The 16778-nt window shown below is 69.3% G+C and carries 13 protein-coding genes and 2 pseudogenes; 9 read left to right on the forward strand and 6 right to left on the reverse strand.

Annotated elements, in window-relative coordinates:
- Window positions 1–66: 66 nt before the first annotated feature.
- Window positions 67–1380 (reverse strand): annotated as a pseudogene (locus ACFPIJ_RS00690) (MFS transporter).
- 61 nt (window positions 1381–1441) lie between these two features.
- Between ACFPIJ_RS00690 and ACFPIJ_RS00695 the strand changes: the two are divergent.
- From ACFPIJ_RS00695 to ACFPIJ_RS00725, 7 genes and pseudogenes are all read left to right on the forward strand, one after another.
- On the forward strand, window positions 1442–2197 hold the full coding sequence (locus ACFPIJ_RS00695; RefSeq protein ID WP_380112545.1) for a DeoR/GlpR family DNA-binding transcription regulator: 756 nt from the start codon (window positions 1442–1444) through the stop codon (window positions 2195–2197).
- Window positions 2198–2202: 5 nt separating this feature from the next.
- A complete protein-coding gene (locus ACFPIJ_RS00700) occupies window positions 2203–2838 on the forward strand; it encodes an HAD family hydrolase (RefSeq protein ID WP_380112546.1) in 636 nt (211 codons plus the stop codon).
- A 107-nt stretch (window positions 2839–2945) separates the two neighbouring features.
- Window positions 2946–3956, forward strand: a complete 1011-nt coding sequence (locus ACFPIJ_RS00705) for an ROK family protein (protein WP_380112580.1) — start codon at window positions 2946–2948, stop codon at window positions 3954–3956.
- 216 nt (window positions 3957–4172) lie between these two features.
- Window positions 4173–4273: pseudogene (locus tag ACFPIJ_RS00710) on the forward strand (IS6 family transposase); the annotation flags it as partial.
- Window positions 4274–4524: 251 nt separating this feature from the next.
- Entirely contained in the window at window positions 4525–5520 is a 996-nt protein-coding gene (locus ACFPIJ_RS00715; protein ID WP_380112547.1) for a LacI family DNA-binding transcriptional regulator, read from the forward strand.
- Between the two features lie 62 nt (window positions 5521–5582).
- Window positions 5583–6818, forward strand: a complete 1236-nt coding sequence (locus ACFPIJ_RS00720; RefSeq protein ID WP_380112548.1) for an MFS transporter — start codon at window positions 5583–5585, stop codon at window positions 6816–6818.
- Between the two features lie 155 nt (window positions 6819–6973).
- A complete protein-coding gene (locus ACFPIJ_RS00725) occupies window positions 6974–8356 on the forward strand; it encodes a DUF3375 domain-containing protein (protein ID WP_380112581.1) in 1383 nt (460 codons plus the stop codon).
- Between the two features lie 299 nt (window positions 8357–8655).
- On the opposite strand, the gene ACFPIJ_RS00730 is transcribed toward ACFPIJ_RS00725, so the two are convergent.
- Window positions 8656–8970 carry a hypothetical protein gene (locus ACFPIJ_RS00730; RefSeq protein WP_380112549.1) on the reverse strand — a complete coding sequence of 105 codons (315 nt, stop codon included), beginning with the start codon at window positions 8968–8970 and terminating at the stop codon, window positions 8656–8658.
- Window positions 8971–9035: 65 nt separating this feature from the next.
- On the opposite strand from ACFPIJ_RS00730, the gene ACFPIJ_RS00735 reads away from it, so the two are divergent.
- Together ACFPIJ_RS00735 and ACFPIJ_RS00740 are read left to right on the forward strand one after the other, a co-directional pair.
- Window positions 9036–10682, forward strand: a complete 1647-nt coding sequence (locus ACFPIJ_RS00735) for a DUF1841 family protein (protein ID WP_380112550.1) — start codon at window positions 9036–9038, stop codon at window positions 10680–10682.
- A gap of 545 nt (window positions 10683–11227) precedes the next feature.
- A complete protein-coding gene (locus tag ACFPIJ_RS00740; RefSeq protein WP_380112551.1) occupies window positions 11228–11686 on the forward strand; it encodes a DUF6299 family protein in 459 nt (152 codons plus the stop codon).
- 160 nt (window positions 11687–11846) lie between these two features.
- Here the strand turns inward: ACFPIJ_RS00740 and ACFPIJ_RS00745 are convergent, their stop codons facing one another.
- Genes ACFPIJ_RS00745 through ACFPIJ_RS00760 form a run of 4 tightly spaced genes read right to left on the reverse strand, consistent with a single transcriptional unit; the run spans window position 11847 to window position 16776 of the window.
- Window positions 11847–12392: a hypothetical protein gene (locus ACFPIJ_RS00745; RefSeq protein WP_380112552.1), complete on the reverse strand. Its 546-nt coding sequence runs from the start codon at window positions 12390–12392 to the stop codon at window positions 11847–11849.
- A gap of 13 nt (window positions 12393–12405) precedes the next feature.
- Window positions 12406–13383: a multicopper oxidase domain-containing protein gene (locus ACFPIJ_RS00750; protein ID WP_380112553.1), complete on the reverse strand. Its 978-nt coding sequence runs from the start codon at window positions 13381–13383 to the stop codon at window positions 12406–12408.
- A gap of 29 nt (window positions 13384–13412) precedes the next feature.
- Window positions 13413–15425 (reverse strand): multicopper oxidase domain-containing protein, encoded by a 2013-nt coding sequence (locus ACFPIJ_RS00755; RefSeq protein WP_380112554.1) that lies wholly within the window; start codon window positions 15423–15425, stop codon window positions 13413–13415.
- A 46-nt stretch (window positions 15426–15471) separates the two neighbouring features.
- Window positions 15472–16776, reverse strand: a complete 1305-nt coding sequence (locus ACFPIJ_RS00760; RefSeq protein ID WP_380112555.1) for a multicopper oxidase domain-containing protein — start codon at window positions 16774–16776, stop codon at window positions 15472–15474.
- Window positions 16777–16778 lie beyond the last annotated feature (2 nt).

A 16778-nucleotide genomic window follows, 5' to 3' on the forward strand; every position in this document is an offset into this window, starting at 1 on the left:
GGTGACCACTGACTTCTATCGCTGTTGTACGAGTCCGACGCACTCTACAACATCGGCCGGTGGCGGCTACTCCGCGACCTGCTCGGTGACGAGGCGATGGTAGGGCCGCGGATTGAGCGCCAGGGTGTTTGCGTAGTCGATTGACGGGCGTTTGACCTGGACGGATGTCGGCGTCCGTGGCCGGGGTTGGGGTGGTGCGGGACAGATGCGATCCGCTCTGTGACTGGTTCGCACCGCCGTCGCGGCGAGGGCGGCGATGATGCAGAAGGCGAGCGCGAGCGCGAGGGTGATGTTGAGCGGCACGATATGTGTGAGGGCGCCGATGGCGGCGGGGCTGGCGAGCATGCCCAGGTAGCCGAGGCCAGCGACGCGGGAGACGTTGGTGGCGGCGGCAGCGGGGTCAATGTGCCCGGCGGCGCTGAACAGTTGCGGGATAGTGCCGGCCAGTCCGGCGCCGAAGACTGTCCATCCGGCGAGTGCGACGGGAATCGACGGTGACCAGACAACCAGGGCCATGGCGAGCGCGGCCAGTGCGGAGCCCCAGCGCAGCACGGCGGCCGGGCCGACGCGGGCGGCGATGCGGTCGATGAGCAGCCGGCCGGCGGTCATGGCGGTGGAGAAGGCGCCGTAGGCGAGGGCGGCGGTGGACGGGTCGGCGCCGAGGACGTCGCGCATCACCGGGGCGCTCCAGTCGGCGGCCGCGCCCTCGCCGAGCATGAGCATCAGGGCGAGCGCGGCGAGCATCCAGATCCGTAGCGGGGTGGAGCGGCGGCCGGGCTTGGTGGCGGGCCGCGCAGCGATCGTGGGCTCGGCGCGGGGCAGCAGGCCGGTGGTGGAGGCCAGAGCCAGGATCACCCCGGCGGCCGCGACCGCCGTCATGGTCGTGCCGGCGCTCCAACCCCAGCTGAGCGTGCGGGTGGCGAGCAGGGCGGCGAGGACTCCGCCGATGGAGAACATGGCGTGGAAGGCCGACATGACCGGTCGCCGGTAGGCGGCCTCGACCTGGACAGCGTGGGCGTTCGTGCCCACGTCCAGGCAGCCGTGCGCGAGTCCGAGCACGAGCAGCGCCACACCCAGCATCCAGGCGTTGGCCGCCAGGGCGGGCAGGACGAGGGCGAGGCTGAGGAAAACTCCGCCCACTGGCACCACCCGGCGGGCGCCGAACCGGTCCGCCAGCGGGCCCATCACCTGCATGCCGAGGAAGGCGCCGCCGCCGAGCAGGAGCAGCAGTCAGCCGAGCGTCGCGTGGCTGATCCCGGCCCGGTGCTCGGCGGCCGGGATGTGCACGACCCAGACCCCCTGCACGATGCCGCACAGCAGGAAGTAGGCGAAGGTGGCAGCCCGGGCCGCCGGCAAAGTAACGAACGTTCGTTTAAACATAACGCACATCAAACGCGTTCGGAATGTTGCATCTGCCACCGCAGTAGTGTTCAATAGCGGCATGACGATCAGTGACCGCCACCGGCGGATCCTCGACGCCGTGCAGCAGGCCGGTCAGGTCGGCGTGACCCAGCTGGCGGAGCTGACCGGCACCTCTGAGATGACCGTGCGGCGGGACCTGGAGCAGCTGGCCGACCAAGGGATGCTGGAGCGCTACCGCGGCGGCGCGCGCAGCCTCACCCTGCGTGGGGAGGAGCCTCCCTTCGCCGTGCGCATGCACGAGGGCAGCGACGCCAAGCGCCGCATCGCCGAGGCGGTCGCCGGCCTGATCGTCGACGGTGAGGCCGTCGTGCTCGACAGCGGCACCACCTGCCTGGAGGTCGCCCGCCTGCTCGCGCCGCGCCGGCTCACCGTCATGCCGCTGTCGATGCACGCTGCCAACGCCCTCGCCAGCGCCCCGCAACTGCGGCTGCTGCTGCCCGGCGGCGAACCCCGCCGCGACGAGCTCGCGCTGACCGGGCCGCTCGCCGAGGCGTCGCTGGCCGCGCTGCGTTTCGACACCGCGATCCTCGGCTGCTGCGGGCTGACCCCGGCCGGGATGACCGCCTACGACCTCGCCGACGCCGCGATCAAACGGGCGATCATTGCCTCCGCCCACCGCGTCATCGTGGCCGCGGAACCGGCCAAGTTCTCCCGCACCGCCCTGGCGTTCGTGGCGCCCGTCTCCGCCCTCAGCCTGGTCGTCACCACCGACGACGCATCCGACGAGGACACGACCGCCCTCGCCGCCGCCGGCACCATCGTCCACAAGGTGTGATCGACATGCCCGACGTCGCCCTGCTCGATCTGTTCGGTGTCATCGCCCGCCAGCAATCCCCAGTGGCCAAGCGCACACTGGCCGCAACCACCGGCGTCCCGGCGCCCGCGTTCTGGGACGTCTACTGGCAGCTGCGCGCCCCCTACGACCTGGGCCAGATCACCGGCGCCGAGTACTGGCGATGGGTCGCAACCGCGCTGGGCACCGTCTTCGACGAGGACCGCGTCACCGCCCTCATAGCCGCGGACGTCGCAAGCTGGAGCGTCATCGACGACGACATGGTCGCCCTGATCGAACGGACCGCAGCCGCGGGTGTACGCCTGGCGCTGCTGTCGAACATTCCCGAGGACCTGGCCGCCTACTACGAACGGCACCACGGCCAGTGGCTGCGGCACTTCGACCTCGTCGCTTTCTCCTGCCGTATCGGCCGGGCGAAACCGGACGCAGACGCGTACCTCTGGTGCTGCCGCGAACTCGGCCTGGCACCCGATCGTGTGCTGTTCATCGATGACCGCGCCGAGAACGTGCACGCCGCTGAACGCCTCGGTTTGCACACCCACCTGTTCACCAGCCTGGCCGAGACGGTCCAGGTGATCGACGCCACCCGGCCGCAGCCCCGGTCAAACGGCCGGCGACCATGAGCCGATCCCGGCCGAGCCTGGGCACCCTGCTCAAGCATGTGCATCGCAGCGGTCCGATGTCCCGCGCTGCTCTGGCCCGCCGGATGGGCGTCAACCGCAGCACGATTATGGCCCTGACAAGGGAACTTGCCGCCGCTGGCCTACTTGAGCACCAACATGCGGCCGCAGGCTCAGGGGCTGGGCGCCCATCGCTGGTCGTCCGCCCGCGACCGGAGCGTGCCTATGTCCTGGCCTTCGACATCGGAACAGACCGGCTGGCAGCCGCCCGAGTCGGCCTCGGCGGGCAACTGCTGGACCGACGCGAAGCCGACACGCCCACGCGCGCCTCCGACCGGGACATGTGTGACGTCCTTGCGGAACTCGGCCAGCAGATACAGCAGTCAGCCACACCGGGCTCCGCGTGTGTAGGAGCGGGAGCCGCGCTCGGCGCAGAACCCACGACCATTGGGAGCGACCTGCGACACCTGCTGGGACGACCGGTCGTTGTCGGTCGCCGGGCCCAGCTGGCCGCCGTCGCCGAGCGAGAACGAGGCGCCGGGGCCGGTTTCCGCGATGTCGTCTACCTCCAGGGCGGCGACCGCGTGGACGGCGGCATCGTTGTTGACGGCGCGATACTCGGCCGCCACGACGGACAGCCGCCCGCCATCGGCCATATGCTGGTCGATCCACAGCACGGACTACCATGCTCGTGCGGCTCACTCGGTTGCCTCGACACCAAACTCGGACGCGACGCCCTGCTGACGGCCGCGGGACGTGACTCCGAGGCTGGCCATCGCGACGCTGTCCGGGCGATGGTGCGTGACGCCGCGGCAGGCGACCATACGGCGGCGAAAGCTCTCGCCAGCGCAGGCGACTGGCTCGGCATCGCTGTCGCCAACCTGATTACTCTCATCCGACCACAGGTCGTCATCCTCGACGGCACGCTGCGCTACCTATACGCCGGCGCCGCAGAACAGGTGCACGCGAGGATCGCCCATCACACCACGCCTGACACCCGACGGCCGATCCACCTGCGGCCCGGCATCCTCGGCCAGAACGCGGCCCTGCTGGGAGCCGCAGAGCTCGGCTTCGACGCCTTCCTCGACGACCCGTTGCACATCACCGCCGCCAGCGCCTGAACTCAACGACGCGCAATACTCTCAAGATCGACAAGTCCTCAGGCACTAGGCACTTCGAGCCGCGCGGCCTGCATACCCAGGTCCACCGCGCCAGTGACCCTGTCAATCCCCTGGAATCGTGGAGGACTCGGTTAGGCGTCGTTGCGTTGCGGGATCGGCGGACGCGTTGAACCCGTGTCGGTCTACGGTCAGATCGCCCGGGCGAGTTCGGTGAATGCCTTCATGCAGAACCTTCGCCGCGGTCACTACGAACTCGCCATCGACGCCCGGCCTGGCACGCGAGTCGCCGTTGCGTTACCGAACTCGCCCCGGCGTCTGACCAGCGGACCCGACACGGGGCTCAACACGCCCGCCGGTCCCACAACGCAACGACGCCTCGATGCCCACCGGGGCCGCCGGCGTACGGGGACGCCACGGGCCGAACGCCAGCGCGACCGCCGACCGCCGCCCGAGACGACCGACGTGGACCGCTTCCGGGCGGCTCGCGGCATCGGGCAACGGGCAACGGGGCTGAATATGTTTGCATTGGGCCTGGCAGCACGTTGCAGGTCCGTGAAGGGTGCCGAAGATGGCTGGTTCCAAACTGACGATCGAGGACGTCGCGCGTGCGGCCGGCGTGTCGCGGTCGACCGTGTCGCGGGTAATGAACGGTGTGCCCGGTGCCACCGAGGCGGTCCGGCAGCACGTCAAGGACGTCATCGCCGAGCTGGGATACGTGCCTGACCAGACGGCGCGGGCGCTCGCGTCGCGGCAGCAGCCGGCGATCGATGTTGTGGTGGCCTCGCCTGCGCCCGCAGTGGGGTGGATCGGTTCGCACCCGTACTACAGCCGGGTCCTGGCCGGGATCATGACCGTGCTCGCCGGCCGGGACGTGCAGCTGCGCATCCATTCGGTCGCAGCCGCGGAGGATGCCGACGCCGTCGACGCGATCGCGCGCCGGGCGTCGATCGGTCTGGTGCTGGCCGACGGTTCGCCGGCCCTCGCGTCGCGGCTGCACCGGCAATGCCGGCGGGTGGTGTCGCTGGTGGCGACGGCGCCGTCGGTGCCGGCCGTCGAGGCGGACAACGCCGGCGGTGCGCACGCCGCCGTGCAGTACCTGTATCAGCTCGGCAGGCGGCGCATCGCCGCGATTCACGGTGCCGACGACACGTGCGGGACCAGCCGCCGGGCCGGATACGTGCGGGCCGTCGCGGAACTGGGGCTGCCGGATCTGAGCACCGGCGGCGCGTTCCGGCGGGAGGTCGGCCTCAGCGCCGCGCGGGATCTGCTCGACCGGTACCCGGACGTCGATGCGATGTTCGTGGCATGCGATTTGACGGCCGCCGGCGCCGTCCAGGCGATCACTGCGACCAGCCGGCGAGTCCCGCAGGACGTCAGCGTGGTGGGATTCGACGACAGTATCGCCGCGGTGTGCGCGAACCCGCCGCTGAGCACCATGCGGATGCCGGTCGAGGACATGGCCGCCGCGGCGGTGCGGCTGCTGCTGGACGGCCCCGTCCCGACCGGCTACCGGCAACGTTTCCCGGTCGAGCTGATCGTGCGGGAGAGCACGGCACCAGCCTGACCTGGTCATGAGAGCGCTCTCGCCCCTACCGTGCGCCCTTACGCAAACGGAAGGGCACAGCTATGGCACTCCCCGAATCAGCGCCTCCCACAGACGTGCCGCTCACCGAGCCCGTGGTGCACCGGTCGGCGGTCCGACTGGCGCTCGCCTCACCGCTGTACCGCGGGGCGACCATCGCGATGTTCCTGTCCGGGCTCGGGTTCTCCGCTGCGGCCCCGCAGATCGCCAGGTTCCTGGTCAACGATCTGGGCGGCTCGCTGACCGCCGCGGGGCTGTTCTACTTGACCAACCTGACGGCGCCGGTGGCCGGCTACCTGGTCGGTGCGCGGTCGGACCGCACCGGCCGCCGCCTGGGGTTGTTCCGCGTCTGTGCCGTGGCGGGGTTCGTCAGCTGGGCGGCCATCGCGTACTCGACCCAGCTGTGGATGCCGTTCGTGCTCAGCGCCATCATCGGCGGGTTCGGCGGCGCCGCGACGTCGCAGCTGTTCGCCGCGATCCACGACGAGACGAAGGCGCACCCGAACCCGAACACCGACGGCGTGGTCTCCATTGTGCGGATGGCCCTGACCGCCGGCTGGGTCGTCGGCCCGGCCACCGGCGCCTTCCTGGCCGCACATACCTCGCTGCGCACCATGCTGCTCGCGACCGCCGTCGCCACCCTCGCCCAGATCGTCCCGCTCGGGAACCTCAAGACCTCGCCGGCCGCGGCCCCCGCGGCCGCGGCGTCGGCACCCGGCCCGCGCCTGCGCGCGATGCTGCCGCTGCTCGCGTTCACGGGACTGTACGTCCTGGTGTACGCCGGCGAGTCGATCAAGTACGCGTACCTGCCGATCTACATGACCGACCAGCTGCACTACCCGGCCGCGCTCAGCGGCGCCGTCATCGGCATCCAACCGCTGGTCGAACTGATTCTGATGCCCGTGGCGGTGCTCGTGGCCCGCCGGATCGGGATGATGCGCCTGATGGTGATCGGTGCGGCGTTCGGCGTCGCCGCCAACGTCTGCTTCGCCACGACCGGCACGGCCGCCGGGCTGTTCGCCGGGCAGGTCCTCATGGGCGGCGTGTGGGGCATCTTCGCCGGGCTGGGCATCATCGTCGCCCAGGACCTGCTGCCCACCGCCGTGGCCACGGCCTCGGCCGTCTTCCTGAGCTCCACCGCCGTCAGCTCCGCGCTCGGCGGCGCCGCCGGAGGCATCGGCGCCGCCGTCATCGGACTCCCCGCGGTGTTCCTGATCCCGGCCGCGGCCGCGCTGCTCGCCGTGACAGGCCTCGCCATCATGGCCCGCCGACGTGCGTGATCCCGGGGGAGGGGTAACCCACATTCGGTAGGTTGGCGCGGCCGTCGGCCTTCCGTCGTAGGTGCGGGCGTCGCGTCGGAGAAGGAGCCGTGCTGTGACGACCGGGGCCGCCAGCCTGACGACCGACACCCTGCCGACGCCGCTGGGCATCGATCCTGGCATTCCTGGGGAAGGTCTTCGTCGACGAGAACGCTCGATCGGTACCCGCGGTCGAGCTCGCCGCGCGGCTCGACGACGAACTGTCCGGCTTCAACGAGCAGGAGCCGAGATTCCCGCGGCCGGCCCGGGCGTATCTGGACGACTGGGCCCATGCCGACGCTGACTGGCTGCGCAAGTACTACCCGGCCGGCTCCGACGAGGCGCATTTCGACGCGACACCGGCGGTGGAAAAGGCCCTGGCGTGGGTCCGGTCGCTGCAGGCCCGCTCGTTCGTAGGCACAGAGTCGCGGCTCAACATCGTCTTCGAGTTGCTGCGGCAAATGGCATTCGGTGCAGAGACCGACCCGGACGTGCGGCTGACCGAGCTGTACCGCCGTCGCGCGGAGATCGACGAGGAGATCGCCCGGATCCGCGGCGGAGAGCTGCCGCTGCTGGACGATACCGCGCAACGCGACCGGTATCAGCAGTTCACCTCGACCGCCCGTGACCTGTTGGCGGACTTCCGTGAGGTCGAGGCGAACTTCCGCGCGCTGGACCGTGAGCTCCGGGAGCGCGTCGCGCTGTGGAACGGTTCGAAGGGTGCGTTCCTCGACGAGGTGCTCGGCGACCGCAGCACCATCGCCGACCCCGATCAGGGCCGCAGCTTCCACGCATTCTACGACTTCCTGCTCTCACACGCCCGGCAGGCGGAGTTCACGACCCTGCTGGACCGGGTGCAGGCGTTGCCGGGTATCGGCGGCCCGGACCCGCGGATGCGCCGCATCCACTACGACTGGCTCGACGCGGCGGAAAGGACCCAGGCAACGGTCCGGCTCCTGTCGGAGCAGCTGCGCCGTTTCCTCGACGACCAGGTCTGGCTGGAGAACCGGCGGGTCATGGACCTGCTCCGCAGCATCGAGACCCATGCCCTGCGGCTGCGCCGGTATCCCGATGCCACCCTGACGACGGAGATCGGCGCCGCCACCCCGACCATTGTCCTGCCAATGGAGCGTCCGCTGTATCGACCGCGGTCGAAAGCAGCGCTGGACAACACCGCGACCGAGGATCCGCAGTGTCCTTGCGGCGCGCTCGCATGGAGGAGCGGTCCGCTGCGGTGTCAGGAGCGGACCGGCTGCCCGGTCGGTTCCGGCACCATCGTCGGCGTCCGCGGCAAACGGCGACGGCGGTGGACGATCCACATGACGCAGACCGGCGTGAGCAGCGCCGCGACCAAGGCCGCCACGGCCTTCCACAGCCATAGGGGTGCGGGAAACGGCGTGGGCACAGACGACGGGCCGCCGCCACCGCAGTCGTGGCCAGCGGGGAGCGTCGGTGAGGTCCGGGCTCGGCGTGCCGGTCCGGGGGACGGACAGGCTGGCCGAGCCGGCGTCGGCCCCTGAGAGCCGCCGCAGCCCGTCGGTGTTGACCCGGGCCACGTTGCCGTCCAGCGCCGGACTTGCGGCCAGGCCACCGCTGAGGCCCTCTTGCCTTGCGTCGGTTTGCCGCGTGCGGAAGGCGTACCACCAAGGCGACTCTTCGCGCGACCGATAGACGGTATGCCAGTCGCTCCGGTCCGGGGGTCGAAGGCGTTGACGGTAGGCCGCGCCGTAGGTCTCGACGGCGAGGAGCGTCGCCAGGCGGACGACGAGCTCGCCGCCGAACGTTACCGTGGGCTGCGGCAGCCAGGCTGCCCGGGCGATCAGCCGCCGCGTCCGGTTGAGGTCGGGTACTCCTCGCACTCATGGCCGTACTCGGTCAGCGTGACGGCGACGGCGATGTCGGCGCCAGGTGGCTCGGCCGGTGCGGCGCGGACTGGGCCGATCGGGTCGAGGACGTAGTCCTCCTCGCGGAGGGTGGGCAGCCAGTCGAAGGCGTTGGTTGTGAAGCCGCAGGGCCGCAGGAGCGTCGCGGGAATGCCGCAAGCGCGGATCAGTTGTTCGCGTTCGGGGTGCCAGCGGCCCATCGCGGGCATCGGGTCGCCGATGACGGCGTACGACGCTCGCCGGGGCTGCAAATGTGAGCGTGACGAACCAGGCACCCCGTCGGATGGCGGCTGGACGGGTGGGCGAGGATGGCCGGATGAGCCCGGTCAGTCGCGGACGGAAGACCAAGAAGACGCGTGCCCGTCGCGGCGCGCCGTCGCTCGCCTCGGTGCATGCCGAGATGGTGCGCTCCTTCCAGGTGATGACTACGGAGGGTGAGCCGCTGGACGTCGAGGTGTTCACCTCGGACCTGGTGGGTGCCTGGTGGCACGGGGTGCCACCAGACGAGGGCTCGGCCGACGTCATCGGGCTCGGCGCTGTGCAGTTCGGGCTGCAGCAGGGCACGCCGGCAGCGCAGGCGATGCTGCGTGCGTTCGCCGCCGTCGCCGCGACGCCCGAGCTACGGGAAGCGGCGGACGCGGGTGCCAACGCGCTGGCGGAGCGCGGCGTGGCCGATCCACCCTGGGCGGAGAGTATCGGCCGGGCCGAGGTCGGCGAGTGCTTGCGGCTCAGTGACGTGTACGGCGACCAGACTTCGATCTACTGCGAGTTCCGCTATGGCTCAGACCGGCATGCGCTGGCCGTGTTGCTGGACAGCGACCCGGTCGGGTGGGTGAGCGACGCGTGGATCACCAACGACCCGGACGAGCTGTTCGCGGGCGTGCGGCAGCAGGCCGCCGACGACCCGGAGCTCACCGTGCTCGACCGGATCGATCCTGCCGAGGCCCGCCGGATGATCGAGGAGGGCATCGTCGAGCGGGACGCGGTCGGGGATCTCGGCCCGATCGGGGAAGATGAAGATGAGGTGCCCGAGTCGTTCCGCGAGTTCCGCGCGCTGGCCCTTGCCCGGTGCCGGGTCATGCCGGAGCCGGCACCGGTCGCCGACCCGGTCGAGGTGCCGGAGCCGGAGCGTGCGCGCCTGGTCGAGGAGTTCCTCGGCTCGGCGGAGGCGAAGGAACTGCCCGATACGCCGGAGACGCGGTCCTGCGCGCGGGTCATCGTGGACTTCGGTGCCGACTTCGACGAGGGGCGGCCGTTGCGCGTCAGCCCGGCCAAGGTCGAGATGTTCGTGCACGACTGGCTGCCGGACGAGGAGCTCGACAACGAGGTGGTCGAGGCCATGCCCGCGGTCCTGGTCGCCTGGACGCGCTGGGCCGGTGAGCGCTCGCAGCTGCCCGCGGCCGCCGTCACGAACGTTGTCGAGCAAGCCGAGGGGTGCGCCGGCCACCTCGTGGAGACCTACGATGACATCGACGCTGAGCCCTACCTGGCGGACGTCGATGAGGACAGTCCCGAAGCGGAGGCCGTTCTTGAGCGGCGGCTGTTTGCGGTGCCGCAGCTCAGCACCCTGATTGGTGATGACGACTACATCGAGCTCGATCCGGCGGACCCCGATGCCCGCGATGTCCTCATCCTGGGTGAACACCCGGAGTGGCATGAGGTCCTGTCCGGCCCCTCGGTTGAGGGTAGCGAGGTCGACGGGGTCAACCCTCGCCTGCACCTCGCTATGCATGCGGTCGTCACGAACCAGCTCTGGGACAACGACCCGCAGGAGACGTGGCTGGCGGCGCAGCGGCTGCTGGCCGCCGGCGTCGACCGGCACGACATCCTGCACCAACTCGCGAACGTTGCCATCGACCACCTGCACGCTTCGCTCGCGAGCGGCCAGCCGGCCGACATGGTGGCGTACCGCAAGTCGCTGAACGCGTTGGGCGGACGCAAAGCCCGGAGACTGCGGTGGTGACGCGCGCCGCGGGCAGCGCCGTCGTATGAGAGGGCGGGCCGTCCTCTCCTGCACAACGAGGTTCAAGCCGGAGGCGCGGCCCAAGTGAATCGCGCAGGTACAGCAGCCGAATAGCCAAGCACCCGATCCTGCGTGGCAGTCACAAACGACGGCTCACACCCTGTGCGAACAGTTCTGGCACGGGTACACGGGGGAGTGGCTGAGGCATCAGCGCGGCGATCAACTGCTCGGACGCTGCCGGGAGACTGCGCTTCATGCCGGTCATCGTTGTCGCCCTGTGGGGCTCGTAAATACGGTTCGGGGCTGTGACGAGCCCCACGGGGTCAAGCTGCGGTTCGGGTCGGGGTTTGGCCCCATCGGCGTTCGGAGCGGATGCGGCCGGCCGGGCGCCGTGGGGGGCCGTTCGGGTGGCACAGCACAGAGGCAAATTTCACCCGTTCACACAGGGTATTTTCACGCATCGCCGCGATGTTGAGATGTCCGGCGTGCGACGTTGGTTGCGCAGATATCGCCGAATTGGTCGCCGATCAAGTATAGAGGCCCAGATGAGATTCGCTAAACGACTCGGCACGCTTGTGCTTGCCGCGCTACCCGCGACCGCGTTGACTATAGGAGTGTCGGTCCCCGCTGCCCACGCTGCTCAGGGGCTGCCATTCGAGCTCACCGTCAACCCGACGGGCAGCATTTCCCGGACAGGCGACGTCACGATCTCAGGAACGTTCAAGTGCACCACCGCCACTGCTGCATTACTGGACGGCAAGATTACACAGCGCAAAGTCGAGGGGTTGTTCGGTTTCACGCCCACATGCGACCGTAAGGCACATACGTGGAGCACCGGACTCAATCTCACCAATGGCAAGTTCACCCCGGGCGACGCGACGATTGAAACCACGGTCTACTACCGTGTCGACGGGACTGGCTACACCCAAGCCCCTCCGGTCACCCAGAAGGTGCGGCTCAAGAAGGAGAAAAAGCACGATTGCATCCACCAGTTGTTGTCCTGACGGAAGGTGATCACGGCGACCGGTGTTGAGGTGATCCTGGTGGCGTTGGCGGCGGGGCGGGCGCGGGGACCAGCACCGCAGCAAAGGTGGCGGTGGTGGACGCCTGGCCTACACGAGCCCCACTCGCTCAATTGTGGAGATCTGTGGGCGTAGCGCCAGCTCACGGCACCAGCACGTGCTCGACCTGCGCGTTGCCCAGCATGACGCTCACCCTGCTGCCGTGGTGTACCCAGTTGCCGGGGTTGTTGAAGACCAGGTAGTACGTGACGCCGGTCTTGTACGGGCCGGTGTGCGAGTGATCCATGAGGAGCTGGTGAACCACCAGACCGGACTCCTCGTCCACCACGGCCGGTGGTGTTCTCGGGTCGTGCAGGGTGTTCGCCCGCGCCGGGTCGACGACCTTGTAGCGCAGATCCACCAGACCGCCATCGCCGGTCACCGCCACCTGCGTGATCTTCACGCCGCTCTGCGTTACCAGCGCATCGGCGGTGACGACGGGGCGTTGCCAGGACACCGGAACATTCGTCGCCGTCCGGTTCGCGCCACTGTCGAACGCATGCGACAGCCACAGCACCAGCCCCACGACCACGACCGTCACGAGGATGCCCGCGAGGCCACCGACCAAGCGTGCGCGCCGGCTTCCCCGGCGCAGCGGGCGCGGCGCCGGGGAGGCCGAAGTGGGTTTGAGGCCGGAACGAACCGTCATGGGTCGCCTCGCATCAGGGGTGGATGAAGGTCAGCATGCCGCCACCCGTCGCCGGGGACGGGCTCTGCCCGGTCTGCGGTCCGTTCGTGAGGTGCTGCTGCCGGTTGTACAGCGGGAAGCCGTGTGTGCTCGGCGCCGAACCCGATGGAACGGTCGCGATCGCGTCCTCCGTAGCGCCGGCCGGGATCGTCTCCGCGTTGGCATCGAACGGGTTGTTCAGCAGCCGCGCGTCGCGCGCGACGACCCGCTCGTGCATGCCGAGCAGCAACATCGTCGTGTTGTCGTAGCCGGCATTGAGGTAGCGCAGCAGCACCCGCTGTCCCGGCGACGCCGTGATCGGCGCCGTGTCCGGGTAGGCGTGGCCGTTGATGAGCCAGTACGTCGCCCGATAGCTGTGCATGTCGAAGCTGTCGGGTGCGGCGTTGAAGCCCGGGTCGATCGTGCTGAGGACGAGCAGAGCCTCGACGTTGTACGCCGTGGTCGCGGTGTCGTAGGCCTGGTTCGCCGTCAGTGGACGGACGATCAACGCGCCGTGGAGCCCCATGGCCGCTTGACGTCCGGCGCCACCGCCGCTCTGGTAGAGATACGTCCCAGGCCTGCTCGCGGTGAAGGAACGCGTCACCGTCGCCCCGACTGCGGCGTCGGTCGGGCCGGCGGTGAAGTCCACGCCCGGGATCTCGAACGCGAGCGTGTGCCCGGCCGGCAGGGCGTTCGTGACGCTGATCGTCACGGTGTCCCCCTCGTTCACGGCCAGGACAGGTCCTGGCGCGCTCGCCGTCGCGGTCGTGCAGTCACCCGGCGTCGTCGGCACGCCGAATCCCCAGATCGGGACGCTGACCGGGCCGGGCAACGTCACCGTGCCGCCCTTGGCGCACAGGTTGATGGTCACCGGCGCGGCCGAGGCGGTGGAACTGCCAAGTCCGAGCCCGGCCGCGGCCAGGACCAGCACGATCAGCGCCCTGATCGCCTGCTTGAATGCGGGTGCACGCATCGCCAGTCTCTCCTTAGCCTTGCCGCTGGTCATGGCGCGTCATAAACGAGTGCCATGAGGTTGCCCCACGTCGAGAACGTGCCTGGGTCGGGGCCCGTCCAGCGCTGGGTATGGACGAGGACGCGGACCTGACCACTGTTCGCTCCGGTGCCGACGTAGGCGTTGGCCGACCCCGGCAACGTCCACGTCGAGCTCACGTCGGTCGAGCCGACACTCTGCGGCTGGAGCGGCGGCGGCGGCAGCGTCACCCACCCGCTTGAGGTCGCGGTCGAGCAGCCCGCCGCGCCCGCGATCGTCCAGTCACAGATCTTGACCGTCTGCTGCGGCAGGTTGCTGGAAATGGCCGTACACGTGGTGGCAGTGGTGGTGCCGCAGTTCTCGCCCTTGTAGGTCACCTTGAGGTTCTGCGCGCCGATTGGGAGGCCCGTGAAGCCCGCGTACCAGTCGGTTGCCAGAGCTGTGAGGGTCGCGCCGCTGGCGTGGGGCGCCGCCGCGGTACCGAGTTGCCCGCGTGTCACCGTCCAGGTGGTGGTGCCTTGCCCACCCGTGACCTGCAGTACCTCGTTGTCGATACGAACGTAGTAGGGGCCGGATGTCGGGAAGCCCGCGGCCGAGGCGACCGCGATGGTGGTCTGCCCGGCGGTGGAGCTCGTCGTCTGGGTGGTCGTCCTCGGGTTCACCATGAAGTACTTGGTGTCGTCTATGCCGAGGTCTCCAGCGGCTCCGCCCTTCAGCACACCGCCGACGATGTTCGTCGATGTCGATGAGGCGAAGCAGCCGCCGGGCGGGTCGACCCGCAGCAGGGTGGCCATGCCACCGAAGCCGGCGTCGAAGTTGGCGAACTCGTTGAGGGCGTGGCTGTGCCACGGGAAGTACCACTCGCCGCAGATGTTCTGTGAGACGACCCCGGTGGGCAGCGTGCCCTTGTAACCCAGATAGGGGCTACCGCCGTACCAGGTGTTGCTGTCCTTGAAGAACACGTTGCGGTAGTTCGGTGGGGGCACCGGCAGCGGTTTGGTGGTTGGATTCCAGTTGTCCGTGTCATCCCACCGCAGCAGGAAGTCCTGGGTTTGACCGGAGGCGATCGTCTCCCCGAAATGCTCCGTCGAGGCGGCACCGCCGCCCGGGCTGAGGAGTGGCCGGCCGTCCTGGGCGATCTGGGTCGTGTGGTTGCCATGCGGGTGGAAGGGATGGTTGAGTGCGCCGGCATTGATCATCCGGACGAGCGCCGGCTGCGGGTTCGTCCCGGAGTTCGGTTGGATTCGCACCAGCGACCCGTACGGCTGGTTCGGCAGCAACGCCGAGCCGTTGTCCTGGATGGTGTCGGGGAACTCCCGACCGTTGACCGCGAAGTACCGGTCACGCCGGCTGTTGACGTCGTACGTGCCACCCGTCTCCACCGCGTGGTGCAGGTCCGGGTCGATCTCGCTGAGCAGCAGCAGGTACTCCCGCGACGCATCGAACTGGGTCGTTGCGCCGTAGGCGTAGTTGGCGCCGGTGGCCGGACGGACGATCAGTGCGCCGTAGAGCCCCATCTCGAGCTGCTTGCCGATGTCGGAGCCGCTCTCGTAGAGGTACGTGCCAGGGTTGCCGGCCGTGAAGGTGTACGTCACGGTCCCGGTCGCCGCCGCCGCCTCGGTCGTCAGCAGCCCGGCTGCGCCGCCCGCGGCGGTCACCTGGGCGTCCTGGCCCGGGAACACGATGGACGTTGACTCGGCGAGGTTGTTGGTGAGGTGCACGACGACGGTCTCGCCCTGGGTTGCGCAGAGCACCGGTCCCGGGCTCTGGAAGCGACCATTGTCTGGCGCGTCGGCGTTCGCGTAGCTCCACATGAAGACGCTGTTGCCGTCCGGCGTGTCGATGTAGCCGGTCTTCGCCACGAGGTTGAACGTGTGGGTGGTGCCGGAGACAGTGCCCGGGTTGCAGACCATACCGATCCTGGGCGCTCCCGTGGGCAGCGCGTCGGCGCGTCCCGGAACCAGCACAGCCGAGCCGGCGGCCAGTAGCACGACGACCGCCAGCCGCCCAGTTCTCTGCATCATCGTGGCCTCCCTGCCGCGGCGCGGGGTCGATGCTCGCTCTGCACGCTCAGGCATAGGTCTGCCCCACCACGGTCTGGGCCGGAAGTGCGTTCTGGTACACCCGGACCTCGGTCATCATCCCGCCGGGCCCGGGGCCGCCGTGGTTCGACAACTTCCGGTAGTCCCTGTTCTTGAAGTAGTAGACGTTGTAGCTGCCTCTGGCGTCCGAGCCGGACGGCCGGGCCGCGTCGTACCCGGGCGCGTCGAAGAGCACGTCGCGCGCCTCGCCGGGCCCGAGGTAGAGGGTGTTGGTCCAGTACGAGGTGTCCACCCCGCCGATGCGCAGCAATGCGGCGTCCTGGCCGACGACGTGCATCGGGATCCCCGGCAACTGCATGGCGTGCTGCTGGTAGCCCAGGTTGGCCAGCCGGAGCAGGGCCCGGTCACCGGGGTTCACCTGAATGAGCGCCGAATTCGGCTGCGACACGTCGGGGTTGCCGCCGTAGTTCGGGTTGGCGGTGACGAGGCCCGATGTGGTGCCGTTCCCGTCGTTCGGCAGCACAGTCTGCGGGTAGCACCGGCCGTTGAGGGTGAAGAACTGCGGGTCGTAGTCGGTCATGATGAACTCTTGGATGTCCCGGTCCGCGTCGTGTTGCCGTTCCTCGATCTCGTTGAGCAGGATCGCGAAGTGCCGGTTGTAGCCCGTCGAACCGTCACCGTCGTTGTAGGCGAACGTCGTGAAGGTCTTCCCGCCAAATGTCTTGGCGGTGCCGTCCTGGGTCGGCCGCACGAACACGACGCCGGTCATGCCCATCTGGACGTGCTCAACGTCCTCGAAGTGGCAGTGGTACATGTAGGTACCTTCGCGGTGCGGCCGGTAGAAGTACGTGAGCTGCTTACCGATCGGCACGGCCACCGATACCTCGGGGACGCCGTCGTTGAGCGGCGACGGGATGTCGAAGCCGTGCCAGTGGATCGTGTGCGAGTCGGTCAGGTCGGGCCGCTGGACCAGACCGAGGTTGGTCAGCGTGATCTTGATGTCGTCTTCCTGCTTGAAGTCGAGCATCGGCGCCGTGTGCTGCGCGTGACCCTTGTAGGCCGATGACAGTTCGCTGATCGTCTTTGTGGGATCGACCTGAACGAAGCCGAAGATGTACACCGGTGCGGCCCGGTTCGGCATCGTGATGTACCCGTCGGTGGCGATCAGCGAGAGCGTTGGAGGGGTGGCCGCCTCGACGCGTCCCGCGCCGAGGAAGCCGCGCCCACCCAGGTCCGAGCCGACCAGTACACCGGCCGCGACGGTACCCGCCGTGCCCCAGCCGACCGCTCTGAGGAATTCTCTGCGCGTCGAGGTTCGCGCCGTGGTGCTCACAT

It is taken from the genome of Dactylosporangium cerinum, assembly GCF_042653625.1.
Taxonomy (GTDB): domain Bacteria; phylum Actinomycetota; class Actinomycetes; order Mycobacteriales; family Micromonosporaceae; genus Dactylosporangium; species Dactylosporangium cerinum.